This is a genomic window from Pseudonocardia sp. P1, from assembly GCF_000178675.2.
GTDB lineage: Bacteria > Actinomycetota > Actinomycetes > Mycobacteriales > Pseudonocardiaceae > Pseudonocardia.
Genome location: NZ_ADUJ02000001.1, coordinates 2687769 through 2703297, shown reverse-complemented (window position 1 = coordinate 2703297; position 15529 = coordinate 2687769). Strand labels below are relative to the sequence as shown.

General features: G+C 74.3%; 12 protein-coding genes. 4 read left to right on the top strand and 8 right to left on the bottom strand.

The annotated features are described in order from the left end of the window. Positions 1–17 precede the first annotated feature (17 nt). Positions 18–857 (bottom strand): LLM class F420-dependent oxidoreductase, encoded by an 840-nt coding sequence (locus PP1_RS12010; protein ID WP_010233012.1) that lies wholly within the window; start codon positions 855–857, stop codon positions 18–20. A 92-nt stretch (positions 858–949) separates the two neighbouring features. On the opposite strand from PP1_RS12010, the gene serS reads away from it, so the two are divergent. From serS to PP1_RS11995, 3 genes are all read left to right on the top strand, one after another. Beyond that, complete coding sequence (gene serS / locus PP1_RS12005) at positions 950–2200, top strand: serine--tRNA ligase (protein ID WP_010233013.1); 1251 nt, start codon at positions 950–952, stop codon at positions 2198–2200. Between the two features lie 289 nt (positions 2201–2489). Beyond that, the gene (locus tag PP1_RS12000) at positions 2490–3536 is read left to right on the top strand and encodes a glycoside hydrolase family 16 protein (protein WP_075313981.1); all 1047 of its coding nucleotides are present in this window, start codon (positions 2490–2492) and stop codon (positions 3534–3536) included. A gap of 33 nt (positions 3537–3569) precedes the next feature. Then, positions 3570–6938, top strand: a complete 3369-nt coding sequence (locus tag PP1_RS11995; protein ID WP_075313982.1) for an ATP-dependent helicase — start codon at positions 3570–3572, stop codon at positions 6936–6938. Here PP1_RS11995 and PP1_RS11990 read toward each other — a convergent pair. Continuing rightward, on the bottom strand, positions 6865–7791 hold the full coding sequence (locus tag PP1_RS11990; protein ID WP_010242267.1) for a LysR substrate-binding domain-containing protein: 927 nt from the start codon (positions 7789–7791) through the stop codon (positions 6865–6867). The two genes, PP1_RS11995 and PP1_RS11990, sit on opposite strands and share 74 nt — an antisense overlap. A 75-nt stretch (positions 7792–7866) precedes the next feature. Here PP1_RS11990 and PP1_RS11985 point away from each other — a divergent pair, with 75 nt between their 5' ends. After that, positions 7867–9345: a ketol-acid reductoisomerase gene (locus tag PP1_RS11985; protein ID WP_010242269.1), complete on the top strand. Its 1479-nt coding sequence runs from the start codon at positions 7867–7869 to the stop codon at positions 9343–9345. 66 nt (positions 9346–9411) lie between these two features. Here the strand turns inward: PP1_RS11985 and PP1_RS11980 are convergent, their stop codons facing one another. The 6 genes from PP1_RS11980 to PP1_RS11955 all read right to left on the bottom strand — a co-directional run bounded on the left by PP1_RS11980 (position 9412) and on the right by PP1_RS11955 (position 15528). Next, entirely contained in the window at positions 9412–11049 is a 1638-nt protein-coding gene (locus PP1_RS11980; protein ID WP_010242272.1) for a solute symporter family protein, read from the bottom strand. Continuing rightward, positions 11046–11402 carry a DUF485 domain-containing protein gene (locus PP1_RS11975; RefSeq protein WP_010242274.1) on the bottom strand — a complete coding sequence of 119 codons (357 nt, stop codon included), beginning with the start codon at positions 11400–11402 and terminating at the stop codon, positions 11046–11048. The genes PP1_RS11980 and PP1_RS11975 overlap by 4 nt, the downstream gene beginning before the upstream one ends. Positions 11403–11586: 184 nt before the next feature. After that, entirely contained in the window at positions 11587–13254 is a 1668-nt protein-coding gene (locus PP1_RS11970; protein ID WP_010242278.1) for a sodium/solute symporter, read from the bottom strand. Continuing rightward, positions 13251–13601, bottom strand: a complete 351-nt coding sequence (locus PP1_RS11965; protein ID WP_060573868.1) for a hypothetical protein — start codon at positions 13599–13601, stop codon at positions 13251–13253. Before PP1_RS11965 ends, PP1_RS11970 begins: the two co-directional genes overlap by 4 nt. Continuing rightward, positions 13598–14431, bottom strand: a complete 834-nt coding sequence (locus PP1_RS11960; RefSeq protein ID WP_060573867.1) for a LytR/AlgR family response regulator transcription factor — start codon at positions 14429–14431, stop codon at positions 13598–13600. Before PP1_RS11960 ends, PP1_RS11965 begins: the two co-directional genes overlap by 4 nt. Further along, positions 14428–15528 (bottom strand): sensor histidine kinase, encoded by a 1101-nt coding sequence (locus tag PP1_RS11955; RefSeq protein ID WP_249265932.1) that lies wholly within the window; start codon positions 15526–15528, stop codon positions 14428–14430. Before PP1_RS11955 ends, PP1_RS11960 begins: the two co-directional genes overlap by 4 nt. Between the last annotated feature and the right edge of the window lies 1 nt (position 15529).

Here is a 15529-nt window from a genome sequence, read left to right as displayed (position 1 = left end):
CCGGTGTGCCGTGCGGCTCAGGCGATCCCGAGCGCGCCGGCGAGCCGTTCCAGGTCCTTCTCCGGGGCCTGCATGTCCGCCGTGAGGACCTGCGCGCAGACGTGGTCGGCCCCTGCGGCGAGGTGCTCGTCGAGCCGCGCCGCGACCTGCTCCGGCGTGCCGTGCGCGACGAGCGCGTCGATCAGGGCGTCGCTGCCGCCGTCGTCCATGTCCTCGGTCGCCCAGCCGAGACGGGCCAGGTTGTTCCGGTAATTCCGCAGGCCCAGGTAGGGCTGCTGCACCCGGGGCCGTCCGACCGCGCGGGCGGCCTCCGGGTCGGTGTCCAGGACGACCTTGTGCTCGGGGGCGAGCAGCACGCCGTCGCCGAGCCGCTCCCGCGCGGTCCGGGTGTGGTCGGGCGTCGTCAGGTAGGGGTGCGCGCCCGCGGAGCGGTCCCGGGCGAGGTCCAGCACCTTCGGCCCGAGTGCGGCGAGAGCGCGACCGGCGACGGGCACGTCCAGCTCGTCGAGCCGGTCCAGGTACTCGACGACGGTGGCGTACGGGCGGGTGTAGTCGCTGGTGGCCTCCGGGTGCCCGACGCCCACGCCGAGCAGGAAGCGGTCCGGGTGCTTCGCCGCGATCCGGTGGTAGGACGGCGCGACCTCGTCGGCCGGGGTCGACCACATGTTGACGATGCCGGTCGCGACGGTCAGCGAGGTCGTCGCGTCCAGCATCGACTCCGCCAGTGCGAGGTCACCGGGAGGGGACCCGCCGATCCACACGGTCCCGAACCCGAGGGACTCGATCCGTGCCGCCAACTCGGGCGAGAGGCCCGTCTCGTGTCGCCAGAGGCCGTACCGGCCGAGTGAGATGCTCATGTCCCTGGTCTACCACCGCGCGTGCCCGATCATTCCCGGCTCTACGATGACGACTCCCGTAGTGCGTACGACGCGAGAGGCTGGACGCAGAAGTGATCGACCTCAAGGCGGCCCGACAGGACCCGGACACCTTCCGCACGGCGCTGTCCCGTCGCGGTGCGTCCGCGGACTTCGACGCGCTGCTCGCGGTCGACGTCCGGTGGCGCGAGCTGACCGACCGTGTCGGTGGCCTGCGCGCCGCGCAGAAGCAGCGCCCGAAGGGCAAGCCGACCCCGGAGCAGGTCGAGCAGTTCAAGAAGGAGAAGGAGGAGCTGCGCGAGGCCGAGGACGAGCTCGCCACCGCCGACGCCGAGCGCGCCGAGCTCCTCGCCCGGATCCCGAACCTGCCCGACCCGACGGCCGCCGACGGCATGGCCGAGGAGGACGCCGTCACCGTCCGGACCTGGGGCGAGCGGCCGTCGTTCGACTTCGAGCCCCGCGACCACCTGGACCTGGCGTCGTCGACCGGCCGGGTCGACATGGTCCGCGGTGCGCGGCTGTCCGGCTCCCGGTTCGCCTACCGGTTCGGCGACGTCGCCCTGCTCGAGATGGCGCTGTTCCGCTACGTCATCGACAAGCTGTCCGGCGAGGGTTTCGTCCCGGTGCTCGGCCCGGTCCTGGCGAACGAGAAGGCGATGTACGGCACCGGGTTCCTCCCCACCGAGGAGTCGAACCTCTACCAGCTGGAGAAGGACGGCCTGTACCTGACGGGGACGTCCGAGGTCGCGCTCGCGGGCATCCACATGGACGAGATCGTCGAGCTCGACGATCTCCCGGCCCGCTACGTCGCGTTCTCGACGAACTTCCGGCGCGAGGCAGGCGCCGCGGGCAAGGACACCAAGGGCATGTTCCGGGTGCACCAGTTCGACAAGGTCGAGATGTACGTCTACTGCCGCCCCGAGCAGTCCCAGGAGTTCCACGAGCAGCTGCTCGCGCACGAGGAGTCGATCGTGCAGGAGCTGGGCCTGCCGTACCGGGTGCAGAACATCGCCGTCGGAGATCTCGGCAACCCGGCCGCGAAGAAGTACGACATCGAGGCCTGGTTCCCGGTGCAGCAGCGCTACCGCGAGATCACGTCCTGCTCGAACACCACCGACTACCAGGCACGACGCCTGAACGTCCGGTTCCGCCGCGAGCCCGGCGCCCCCACCGAGAACGTCCACACCCTCAACGGGACCGGCGCGACCGCCCGCGCGATGCTCGCGGTCATGGAGAACTTCCAGGACGAGCACGGCACCGTCGCCGTCCCCGAGGTGCTGCAGCGTCACGGAGCGCCTGCGACCGTCGGCACGCCGCCCGCCTGATCGTCGTCCGGCCGGGTGTCCCCGCACCCGGGGTGACGGTCGCGACAGCCGGGCGGGCAACCCCGGTGCCGCACCGGGCGTCTGTCTCTGCGTGGACGGAACGGGGAGGGGTGCGCCCGGCTACCGGCCGGGTGAGCTCCCGGTGGTGCCGCGCGACGGCCGTTCTTTCCGCGGCAGGGCCGATCCCGCCGAGATGCGGACCAGCGCGAATAGTGGATCTCCGCGCAACGCTGAGCTGCATCTCGGCGAGGGCCGGAGCGGCCCGGCCGGTCCGCGCGGGCCCGCACCCGTGCCCCGGCAGCTGCAGGCCGGTGCGCCGCGGGGCGTCCCGGGGCCGGCGCCGCGGCCCCGCGCGGGGTGGGACACCCGGGCCGACGCCCGTGCGCCCCGATCCGACGCTCGTGCGCCTCGGCTCGACGCCGGTGCTCCCCGACCCGGCGCTCGCGCGTCCCGCCGCCGGGAGCCTGCCGGGCGTCGCCGCGCCCGCGCCGGGGCCGGTGGATCCGGGATCGGTCGCCGGGTCCTGCACGGCTCGGTCGCACTCGGCCTGGCCGCCGTCGCGATCGCCGGGCTGACGTGGACGATCCTCGTCCCGCCGGACGGTGACGGTGGCGACGGCGCCACGGCCACGTCGGCACTGGACAACCAGCTGCCGCCCCCGCCGCCCCCGCCACCGCCGCAGCAGTGGCGTCCGGTCGGCGGCGACGAGTTCGACGGTTCCCGCATCGACCGGTCCGTCTGGACCGTCTACAACTCGCCGGGCGGGTTCGGGAACGGGCTGCGCCGGCCGTCGGCGCTCTCCCTGGACGACGGGCTGCTCACCGTCACCGCGCGCCCGCGGGCCGCGGGCGGCGGCGTGTCCGGCGGCATGGCCATGCACTCCGGGCAGCTGTACGGGCGCTGGGAGTTCCGGGCGCGCACCGACGCCGGCACCGGCTACAGCCCGGCGATCCTGCTCTGGCCGGACTCCGAGCGGTTCCCCGACGACGGCGAGCTGGACATGATGGAGATCCCCTACGGGGACCGGAGCGCGGCGACCGCGTTCGTCCACTACGGCGCGGAGAACCACATCGTCTCCACCGAGACGCCGGGCGACTTCACGCAGTGGCACACGTTCGCGCTGGAGTGGCTGCCGGACCGGATCACCTGGTACGTCGACGGCGAGAAGAAGTGGGAGGTCACCGACCGGCGCACCATCCCTACGACGCCCATGCACCTGTGCATCCAGCTCGACCAGGGCCCGGCCGAGAAGTGGATCCCCGCGCCGGACGCGACCACCCCGGACGAGGTCCGGCTGCAGGTGGACTGGGCCCGGGTCTCCGAGCCCGTCGGATAGGACCGTCGGGGGTCCGGGGTAGAAATCGTCACCATGGACCCCACCCCGGTCGAGCTCGCCACGGCGCTCGGCCTGCACCCGCCGACCGCGGAGCAGGCCGCGGTGATCGCCGCCCCGGCCGGGCCGGCACTCGTCGTCGCCGGGGCGGGCGCCGGCAAGACGGAGACGATGGCGGCCCGGGTGGTCTGGCTCGTCGCGACCGGACGGGTGCTGCCCGAGCAGGTCCTCGGCCTCACCTTCACCCGCAAGGCGGCCCAGCAGCTCGGCACCCGCGTCCGGTCCCGGCTCCGCCGGCTCGCCGGGTCCCGCCTGCTCGACGACCTCGACCCCACCGGCGCCCGCAGGGCCGCGCTGCTCGCGGGCGAGCCCACCGTCTCCACCTACCACGCCTACGCCGGGCGGCTGGTCGGCGAGCACGCGCTGCGGCTGCCCGCCGAGCCGGCGAACCGGCTGCTCGGCCCGACCGCGACCTGGCAGCTCGCGCACCGGGTCGTCTCCACCTGGGCGGCCGACCTGGAGATCGACCGGGTCCCGGCGACCGTGACCGGGTACCTGCTCTCGCTGGCCGGTGAGCTGGGGGAGCACCTCGTCGAACCGGCCGACGTCGAGCGGCTCACCGCCCGGATGCTGCCGGTGCTGGAGCACGCCCCGCCGGGCAAGCGGCAGCGCGCGGAGCCGTCGGCGGGGTACAAGGCCCGGATCGCCGGGCAGCGGATGCGGCTGGAGCTGCTGCCGCTGATCGAGGAGTTCGCCCGCCGCAAGCAGGCCGAACAGGCGATGGACTTCTCCGACCAGATGGCGCTCGCCGCGCGCATCGCCGAGGCCGACCCGGAGGTCGGGCGGATCGAGCGCGGTCAGTACCGGGCCGTGCTGCTCGACGAGTACCAGGACACCGGGCACGCCCAGCGGGTGCTGCTGCGGGCGCTGTTCGGTGTCCCGCCGGGACTCGCCCCGGAGCCGGAGGAGCCCGAGCACCGGTCGGTGACCGCCGTCGGTGACCCCTGCCAGTCGATCTACGGCTGGCGCGGCGCGAGCGCCGGGAACCTGGCCCGGTTCCGCACCGACTTCCCGACGCCGTCCGGTGGCCCTGCTCCCGTGCACGGGCTGCTCACCAGCTTCCGCAATCCGGCCGAGGTGCTCGCGCTCGCGAACCGGGTGTCCGAGCCGCTGCGCACCGCGCCCGGCGCCGTCCGCGTCGGTGAGCTCCGCCCGCTCGACGGCGCCGGTCCCGGCGACGTCCGGGCCGCGTTGTTGCCCGACGTCGCCGCCGAGATCGCCTGGGCGGCCGACGGCATCGCGTCCCGCTGGCACGCCGGCGCCGACGAGGGCGAGCCGCCCACCGCCGCGGTGCTGGTCCGCCGCCGCTCCGACATGGACGCGCTCGCCGCCGCGCTGCGCGACCGTCGGGTCCCGGTCGAGGTCGTCGGGCTCGGCGGGCTGCTGTCGACCCCCGAGGTCCGTGACCTGGTGTCAGCGCTGCGGGTGGTGACCGACCCGCTGGCCGGGCCCTCGGCGGTACGGCTGCTGACCGGGCCCCGCTGGCGGCTCGGCATCGCCGACCTCGCCGCGCTGTGGCAGCGGGCCCGCGAGCTCGTCCCGTCCCGGCCGGCCCGCCCCGGCCCGCTCGGACCCGAGGAGCTGGCCCTGGGGGCGCTCCCCGGTGACGAGGCCGAGCAGGCCGGGCTCGCCGACGCCCTCGACGACCCGGGCGAGCCGGACCGCTACTCCCAGGCCGGGTTCGACCGGATCCGCCGGATCGGCCGCGAGCTGTCCCACCTGCGGGCCCGCGCCGCGGCCCCGCTGACCGACCTCGTCGCCGACGTCGAGCGGACCCTGCTGCTCGACGTCGAGACGATGGCCCGCCCCGGCCCGACCGGCCGGGCACACCTGGACGCGTTCGCCGACGTCGTCGCCGACTTCGCCGCCGGTGCCGACGTGCCGTCGCTGCCCGCGCTGCTCGACTACCTCGACACGGCGGAGCAGGCCGAGGAGGGCCTGACCCCGGGTGAGGTCGAGGTCTCCCCGGACCGGGTGCAGATCCTCACCGTGCACGCGGCGAAGGGGCTGGAGTGGGAGATCGTCGCCGTCCCGCACCTGGTGGCGCAGGTCTTCCCGGGCCGCAAGATGTCCGGCAGCTGGCTGAAGGACCCGTCCGACCTGCCGGTCCCGCTGCGCGGCGACGCCGACGACCTCCCCGGTCTCGACCTCCCGCCGCCCGGCGCGGACCGCAAGCAGGTCGAGCAGGCCCTCGACGACCACGACGACGCCCTCGACGAGCGCCGCCTCGCCGAGGAGCGCCGGCTGTTCTACGTCGCGCTCACCCGTGCCGAGCGCACCCTGCTCGTCTCCGGGCACCGGTGGCCGGCGACCGGGGAGCGCCCGAAGGACCCGTCGGTGTTCCTCACCGAGCTCGCCGAGATCCTGGAGGGGCCCGGTGGCTCCGAGGTCGGCGCGCTGGAGGTGTGGGCGCCGCCGCCGGAGGCCGACACCGGGAACCCGGCGCTCGGCGTGGAGCGCACCGCGCAGTGGCCGCCGGACCCGTTCGGCGACCGGGCGGACGACGTGCGGGCCGGTGCCGACCTGGTCCGGGCGGAGTTGCGGGCCCGGGCACCGCGACGGCCGCGGCGGTCCCGGCGGTCGTCCACCGACCAGCTCGCGCTGGAGCTGCCCGAGCCCGGCCCGGCGGAACCGGCCCCGGACGTACCCGACGCGGAGGGTGACCCGGAGGGCTGGGCCGCCGACGTCGACGTCCTGCTCGCCGAGCGGGCCGCCGCCAAGGAGCGCCCCACCGTCGCGCTGCCGGGGCGGCTGTCGGTGAGCCGGCTGATCGAGCTCGCCGACGATCCGGACGCGCTCGCCGTGCGGCTGCGCCGCCCGGTGCCGCTGCCGCCGAACCCGCACGCGCGACGCGGGACCGCGTTCCACGCCTGGCTGGAGCAGCGGTTCGGTGCGGAACGGCTGCTCGACATCGACGAGCTGCCCGGCGCCGCCGACGAGTCCGTCACCTCGGAGTCCGACGCCGCGGAGCTGGCGGAGCTGCAGGCCGCGTTCGAGGCGTCGGAGTGGGCGGACCGCAAGCCGGTCGACGTCGAGGTGTCGTTCGAGACCGTCCTCGCCGGGGTCGCCGTGCGTGGGCGGATGGACGCCGTCTTCGCCGATCCCGACGGCGGCTGGACCGTCGTCGACTGGAAGACCGGCGGGCCGGCCGCCCCGGAGCGGGAGCACGCCGTCGCGGTGCAGCTGGCCGCGTACCGGCTGGCCTGGGCGGCGCTGCAGGAGATCCCGGCCGAGCGGGTGCGGGCCGCGTTCCACTACGTCCGCGACGGCGTCACCCTGCGGCCGGCGGACCTGCTGGACGCCGACGGGCTGCGGGCGCTGGTGGCGGGGGTACCGGCGGGCTGAGCAGCTCCGTCGCGGCACGTCCCGCGGCGTCCCACAGGGCGGCGACGAGCGGGCGCCGCATGTCGTCACGACGCACGCAGAGCGCGACCGGGAACTCGCCCAGCCCGGCCTCGACGACGCCGAGCCGGTCGGCCGTCGCGCTCGTCCGCACCACCAGGCGGGGGACCACACCGGTCCCGTACCCGAGGACGACGAGGGCGAGCAGCGCCTCGTGGGTGTCCGGCTCGGCCACGATCTCCGGGGTGGCGCCGCGTGACCGGAACCAGCGGTCGGCGCCGTCGCGCACCAGGCCCCGGTCCGGGACGACGAACGGTCCGTCGAGGGCCCCCTCCTCCTTCCCGCGGGCCGTGACCAGGACCAGGTCGGTGGTGTGCAGGGTGCGGCCGACGAGCGACTGCGGTAGCCGGTCCGGCACACCGGCGACGGCGGCGTCCACCTCGCCGTCGTCGAGCCGGGCCAGTGCGGCAGCCGCCCCGCCGGTGCGGAGTACCGGCCGGACGTGGGGATGTTCCTCGCGGAACGGGGCGAGCAGTGCCGGGAGCAGCGACTGACAGGCGGTGACGGTGGCGAACAGCCGCAGCTCCCCGGTGAGTTCGGCACCGCCGTCGGTCCCGGCCCGGAACTCGGCCCACGAGCCGAGCGCGCCACCCGCCCAGTCGAGGAACCGACGGCCGTCGGCGGTGAGGACGGTCCCGCGTGGTCCCCGGTCGAGCAGCCGCGTCCCGGCCTCGGTCTCCAGCCGCTGCACGGTCCGGGTCAGGGTCGCCGGGCTGACGTGGCACTCCAGGCTGGTGCGCCCGAAGTTCAGGGTCCGCGCGAGATGCACGAACAACTCGAGGTCGCGGAGCTGCATCTTTCATCTCCTGCAACGCTGCGCTACGACTCTTGCGCTGGTCGGAAGGGACGGCGGGAACCTACAACAGCGTCCATGCACATCGACTCGTCGGTCTTCGCGACCGAGACGCTGGACATGCCCGGTGAGCCCGAGACGGTCGTCCGCGGTGGGCGGCACCTGTTCGGCCTGCTGCCGGAGGCACTGCACGGGGTGCAGCGGATCGGGGTGCTCGGCTGGGGCCCTCAGGGCCGGGCCCAGGCCCGCAACCTGCGCGACTCGCTCGCCGGTACCGGCATCGTCGTGACGGTCGGCCTGCGGCCCGGTTCGGCGTCGGCCGCGGACGCCCGGACGCACGGTTTCACCGAGGACGACGGCACGCTCGGGGACTGGATCGCCGTCGCCGGGACATCGGACCTGGTGATCCTCCTGATCGCCGACGCTGCGCTCGCCGCCCACCACGAAGAGCTGTTCGCCGCGCTGAAGCCGGGCGCGACCATCGGGCTCTCGCACGGCTTCCTGCTCGGGCACCTGCGTTCCACCGGTGGTGGGTTCCCGCCGGGGCACCCCGTGATCGCGGTCTGTCCGAAGGGGATGGGGGACTCGGTCCGCCGGCTCTACGAGCAGGGCGCGTCCGTCGACGGTGCCGGGATCAACGCCAGCATCGCCGTGCACGCCGACCCGGACGGTCACGCCACGGACCGGGCGCTGGCCTGGTCGGTCGCACTCGGTGCGCCGTACACCTTCGCGACGACGCTGGAGAGCGAGTACCTCTCCGACGTGGTCGGGGAACGGGCCATCCTGCTGGGCGCGGTGCACGGCCTGGTCGAGGCGCTGTTCCGGCACTTCCGGATCGGCGGCGACGAACCGGTCGCCGCCTACCGGCGCTCCTGCGAGGCCGTGACCGGCCCGATCGCGACGACGATCTCCCGCGGCGGGCTGGGCGCGGTCCGCGAGGCCGTCGCCGACACCGCGCTGTTCGACCGGGCACTCGCCGCGGCCTACGCACCGTCCCGCGAGCTGGTCGCGGAGATCTACGACGAGGTCGCCGAGGGCGCCGAGCTGCGCAGCGTCCTGCTCGCCGAGCAGCGGCTGCGGCGGCACCCGATGGCACCGATCGGCGGCTCGCCGATGTGGGACCACGGCTCCGCCGTCCGTGCCTCCCGGGGCGACGCCGGCGGGGCGGTCGAGCCGCTCACCGCCGGTCTGTTCGTGGGCACGATGCTGGCCCAGGTCGACGAGCTCGCCGCCCGGGGACATGCGTGGTCGGAGATCGTCAACGAGTCGATCATCGAAGCGGTCGACTCGCTCCTGCCCTACATGCACGCCCGCGACGTCGCGTACATGGTGGACAACTGCTCGATGACGGCCCGGCTCGGCGCCCGGCGCTGGGGACCGCGGTTCCAGGCCGCCTACGAGCAGCTCGCGCTCCCCGCCGCCCAGGACCACAGGACGGGCCCCGGACCGGTCGAGGGATTCGCCGACCACCCGGTGCACGCGGCACTGGCCGCGGCCGCGGCGCTGCGCCCGAGCGTGGACATCGCCGTCGACGCCGTGGGGACTGCCGGCCTCTGACCCGGGAGACGACGCGAGCCCGTGCCCCGCAGCTGCGGGACACGGGCTCGCGGCCCGGACGGATCGCTAGTGCGACTCGGCCTTGGCGATGTGGGCACCGGTCAGCGACCGGACCTCCATCTCGGCGTACTTGCTGCCGTCGGCCCGCTTCTCGCCGACGTAGGTGCCGATGACACCCAGCAGGAACGACAGCGGGATCGACACCAGGCCCGGGTTCTCCAGCGGGAACCAGGCGAAGTCCGCGCCCTGGATGATCGACGGGCTGGACGCCGTCGCCGGCTTCCCGGAGACGACCGGCGAGAAGATGATCAGGATCAGCGTGCTCGCCAGACCGCCGTAGATCGAGAACAGCGCGCCGGTGGTGTTGAACCGCTTCCAGAACAGCGAGTAGAGGATCGTCGGCAGGTTCGCCGAGGCCGCCACCGCGAACGCCAGCGCCACGAGGAACGCGACGTTCTGGTTGCGGGCCAGGATGCCGCCGACGATCGCCACGACACCGATCACGATCGCGGTGCGGCGGGCGACGCGGACCTGGGTGGCCTCGGTGTCGGCCACGTTCCCGCGCTTGATCACGTTGATGTAGACGTCGTGCGCGAACGACGCCGACGCGGTGATCGTCAGGCCGGCGACGACCGCGAGGATCGTCGCGAACGCGACTGCGGCGATGATGCCCAGCAGCACCGGGCCGCCGAGCTCGAAGGCCAGCAGCGGCGCCGCCGAGTTGACCTTGCCGGGAGCGTTCTGGATCGTCTCCGGGCCCACCAGCGCACCGGCCGCGTAGCCGATGACCAGGGTGAACAGGTAGAAGAGGCCGATCAGCCAGATCGCCCACTCGACCGACTTCCGGGCCTCCTTGGCGGTCGGCACGGTGTAGAAGCGCATCAGCACGTGGGGCAGGCCCGCGGTGCCGAGCACCAGCGCGATGCCCAGCGAGATGAAGTCGATCTTCGACGTGGTCGACGTGCCGTACTGCTCGCCCGGGGCGAACAGTCCGACGCCCTTCTCCGAGGCGTCGGCGGCGCCCTGCAGCAGCGCGGAGAAGTTGAAGCCGAACAGCGCGAGCGCCCAGATCGTCATGACCAGCGCACCGGCGATCAGCAGCACCGCCTTGATCATCTGGACCCAGGTGGTGCCGCGCATGCCGCCGATCAGCACGTAGGCGATCATCACGACGCCGACGATCGCGATGACGACGCCCTGTGCGAACGCGCCCGAGATGCCGAGCAGCAGCGAGACGAGCGCGCCGGCACCGGCCATCTGCGCCAGCAGGTAGAAGAAGGACACGGCCAGCGTCGAGGTGGCCGCGGCCGCGCGGACCGGGCGCTGACGCATCCGGAACGCCAGCACGTCGCCCATCGTGAACCGGCCGGTGTTCCGCAGCAGCTCCGCGACCAGCAGCAGCGCCACCAGCCAGGCGACCAGGAAGCCGATCGAGTAGAGGAACCCGTCGTAGCCGTTGATCGCGATGGCACCCGCGATGCCCAGGAACGAGGCCGCCGACAGGTAGTCACCGGCGATCGCGAAGCCGTTCTGGGTCCCCGAGAACCCGCCGCCCGCGGTGAAGAAGTCGGACGCCGTCTTCTTCGCGTGCCGGTTGTTCACGTAGAAGACGATCCCCAGCGTGCCGATGACGAACACGAGGAAGATCGAGATGTTGAGGATCGGGCTCGCGCCCGCGACCCCCTGGGCCAGCACGGCGTTCACTTCGTGCCCCCTTCGATCTCGTCACGGATCTTCGACGACAGCGGGTCGAGGGTGTTCCCCGCGAACCGGACGTACGCGACGGTGATCGCGAACGTGGACACGAACTGGAGCAGGCCCAGGATCAGCCCCAGGTTGATGTTGCCGAGCACGGGCGTCGCCATGAAGTCGGCGGCGAAGCTCGCCAGCAGCACGTAGAGCAGGTACCAGGCCAGGAACGCCGCGGTGACCGGGAAGACGAACCCGCGGAGACGCCGACGCAGCTGCTGGAAGTCGTCGCTCGCCTGTACGGCGCCCCAGTCGGGCGTCCCGGGCGGAGGACCGCCCGTACTGTTCTCGGACTCGGTGGTACTCACGTATGCCTCCTTGCATCTCCCGGGCACCGGACTCGGGGTGCGCCCAGGAAAGTTCCTCGCGGGCGTGTGCGGAACCCCACACACGGTCTCGATTCGGACAGTGAGGCGAGTGGCCGACGATCGGCAGGCCGGGCGCACCAGAATTCGACCGACGGTCTTGACATCGGCCGGATCGGCCCCCTCGCTACTCGCGGTCCGCCAGATGGAGCCGGAGCATCGTATCTTCCGCCCACGACGGAACGTGATCGCCCAGCGACACCGCGATCATCAGTACGAACGACAGGGGGACGGACCACAGGGCCGGTTGGGTGAGCAGGATGCCCGCCGTTCCGCCCAGTCCGAGGGTGGCGCCCAGCCCCATCGCCCCGGCCGAGCAGACCAGCCCCGCCACCATTCCCGCGTACGCGCCGCGCGCGGTCAAACCCTTCCACCACAGGCCGAGCACGAGCAGCGGGCAGAACGTCGACGCCGCGACGGTGAACGCCGAGGTCACGGCCGCGCTGACGTCGACCCGGACCATCAGCAGCGCGGCCGGGACGACAGCTGCCGAGGCGGCCAGGGCGGTGAGCCGGAGCCGGCGCAGCCCGGACGGCATCAGGTCGTGCGACAGCGCGCCGGACAGCGCGAGGAGCAGTCCGAGGGAGGTGGCCAGGAACGCGGCGAACGCACCGGCGGTGAGCAACGAGGTCAGCACCGCGGCCGTCCCACCGCCGGTCACCCGCCCGGGCAGGGTGACGATCGCCGTGTCGGTGCCCTGCGAGAGGTACAGCTCCGGGGTGAGCACGGTCCCCAGCAGCCCGTAGACGATGGTGAACAGGTAGAACGTGCCCAGCAGCGCGACGGTGATCGCGGCCGTCCGGCGGGCGCCGCGCCCGTCCGGGCTGGTGTGGAACCGGACGATGATGTGCGGCAGCCCCATCGTCCCGAGTGCCGTCGCGACCAGCACCGACCAGGTCGCCAGCAACGGCGCGGTCGCACCCGTGCCGAGCAGCGGCAGCGCCCAGTCCTCCCCGCCGGGCACCGGCAGCGACGCCCGGTCGCCACCGAGCCCGGGGACCGGGGCGCCCTCCGGGAACAGCCACACCTGGTCGGCGCGTGCGTGGTGGGTACCCGGCGTCAGTTCGACAGGGATCCCGTCGACGGCGACGGTGACCGGCTCGGTGACCACGAGATCGGTGTCGAGGCGGAAGTCGACCGGGGTCTCCCGGGTGAAGTGCGTGAACTCCGGCGGGGCGGCCAGCTCGTCGCGCAGCTGGGGCCCGGCGAGCAGCAGCAGCCAGATCGCGGGTCCGGCGAACAGGAGCAGCTTGAGGGCGAACTGGAACGCCTGCACGTAGGTCGCCGCCCGCATCCCGCCCAGGGCCAGCGTGATCCCGACCGCCAGGCCGGAGACGACCACGCCCACCCAGTAGTCCACACCGGACACCAGTGTCAGGAGCTGGCCGGCCGCGACGATCTGCGGCACCAGGTAGAGCACCGCGATCACGACGACGACCACCGCGCAGAACCGGCGCAGCGACCGCGACCCCAGCCGTGCCTCGGCGAACCCGGGCACGGTCAGCGCGCCGCTGCGCCGCATCGGCGCCGCCACCAGCGCCAGCATCAGCAGGTAGCCCGCGGTGAACCCGACCGGGTACCAGAGCGCCCCGGTGCCCTCCTTGATCACCAGGCCGGCGACGCCGAGGAACGACGCCGCCGACAGGTACTCGCCGGAGACCGCCGCCGCGTTCAGCATCGGCGACGTCTGCCGCGACGCCACCAGGAAGTCCGACGTGGTGCGCATGGCGGCCACGCCACGGGCCCCGATCAGGACCGTGACCAGCAACAGCGCGACGACGGCGGCCCCGGTCACGACGAGTGGGCCCGCTCGGCCCGCTCCGCCCGGCGCAGGTGCCACCACGCGAGCACCGCGAGCAGCGGGTAGGGCAGCCACGCCACGGCGATCCAGCCCAGTGGAAGTCCGGCGCCGCGCCACTGCGCCAGCCCGGGGGCGTACCGCAGCAGCACCGGCAGCCCGAGCAGCAGCACCGCCCCGCACAGCAGCGTCACCCCGGCCCGGCGGAGCTGGGCCCGCCGCACCCGCCGGGCGCGGGCGGCGAGCTCCGGATCGAGCACCGGCTCCGGGGCCGGCCGCGCCGCGACGGCCCGCGCGCCGGGCTCCGGCGGCGCGGTCACGGCGACCCGGCGCGGGCGGCTCATCCCCGGCCCCGCTCCCGGCCCGGGACGTCCAGCGCCCCCGAGGTCGCCGCCGCCAGCAGCTGGTCGCGCAGCTCGCGGGCGTGCCGGCGGCTGACCGGGACGTCCCCGGCGTCGGTGTGCGCGAGGAGCCCGCCGCCGGCGTCGCTGCGCAGCTCGAGGACCGCGGGCAGGTGCAGCAGGAAGCTGCGGTGCACCCGGACGAAGTGGTGGGCGTCCCAGTGCTCCTCCAGCCGGGAGAGCGGGATGCGGACCAGGTGCGAGCCGGACGGGGTGTGCAGCCGGACGTAGTCGCCGTGCGCCTCGACGAACCGCACGTCCTCGCGACGCACGTACCGGGTCCGCCCGGCCAGCTCCACCGGCAGCACCGCGAGCTCGTCGACCCGGGGGACGGCCGGCCCGCCGCCGGTGACGCCCGTCCGGTCCTCGGCGGGAGGCGGCCCCGCGACAGTGCGGCCCGCGCGCGCCCGGTGCACCCGGGCCAGCGCCTCGGCGAGCCGGTCGGCACCCACGGGCTTCAGCAGGTAGTCGACGGCACCGAGGCCGTAGGCGGCGACCGCGTGCTCCTCGAACGCGGTGACGAACACGATCTCCGGCGGGGACGCCATCGCGGCCAGCACGCCGCCCAGCTCCAGGCCGTCCATCCCCGGCATCGTGATGTCGAGGAAGACGGCGTCGAACCGGCCGGTGGGGATGGTGCGCAGCGCCTCGACGGCGTCGCCGGCCCGCGCGACCTCGCCGACATCGGGGGCGTCGGCGAGCAGCGCGCAGATCTCGTCGAGCGCGGGCGCGACGTCGTCGACGGCCAGCACCCGCAGCGGCGTCTCGGTCACACGACCACCCCCGGTTGGAAGCGCGGGACGCGCAGGACGATCCGGGTTCCCGCGCCGGGGGCGGTCTCGATGACCAGGCCGTGCTCGGGGCCGTACACCGCCCGCAGGCGACGGTCGACGTTCACCAGCGCCAGCCCGGCGCCATCCGCGGTGCCGGCCAGCACCGCACGGGCGTGCTCGGGTGCCATCCCGGGCCCGTCGTCCTCGACGGCGATCACGCAGACGTCCCCCTCGGCCTCGCCGCTGACCTGGACCAGCCCGCCGTCCTGGGTCCGCTCGACGCCGTGCTGCACGGCGTTCTCCACCAGCGGTTGCAGCGCCAGCACCGGGATCGGCACCGGCAGCACCTCCGGCGCCACCCGTACCTGCACCCGGAGCCGGTCGCCGAGGACCGCACGTGCGAGCGTCAGGTAGGCCTCCACCGAGCGGAACTCCCCGGCCAGCGGGGTGTAGTCACCGCGGGCGGCGAGCGAGTGCCGGATGAAGTCGGCGAAGGTCTCCAGCAGGTCCCGCGCACGTGCCGGGTCCGAGCGCACGAACGAGGCGATCGTGGTGAGCGCGTTGTAGACGAAGTGCGGTGAGATCTGGGCACGCAGGTCGCGCAGCCGGGCGGCCTCGGCCTCGGCGGCGCCGTCGTCGAGGCGGGCACGTTCGAGCGCGTCGGCGACGAACGCGGAGATCCGCCGGGCGGTGGCCGTGGTGACCCCGCCGAGGACGAGCACCGGCGGCTCGGGATCGGTGCCCAGCGCCGTCGCGGTCAGCTCGCCGTCGGTGGCCCGCCGGGCGCCCGCCCGGTGCCCCAGTGCGATGCCCGCCTCGCGGTCGGGGCCGCACCAGGTGGGCGCACGTCCGGGGAGGAGCAGGCCGGCGGAGCGGGCGCCGCACAGCCCGGCGAGCCGGCGCAGCGCGTCGGTCGCGGCCGGTGAGCCGGCGGGTTCGCGCAGCCCCGCCGCGACGGCGACACCGGCCTCGAGCACCTCGGCCGGGTCCGACGGGGGAGTCGTCGCGGACCGGAACCGCCCGGTGAGCCGGGGGCGCAGGGAGGTGCGCCCGCCCGGCACACGCGCGCCACGATCGGAGTCCTCGTCGGCCGGCACC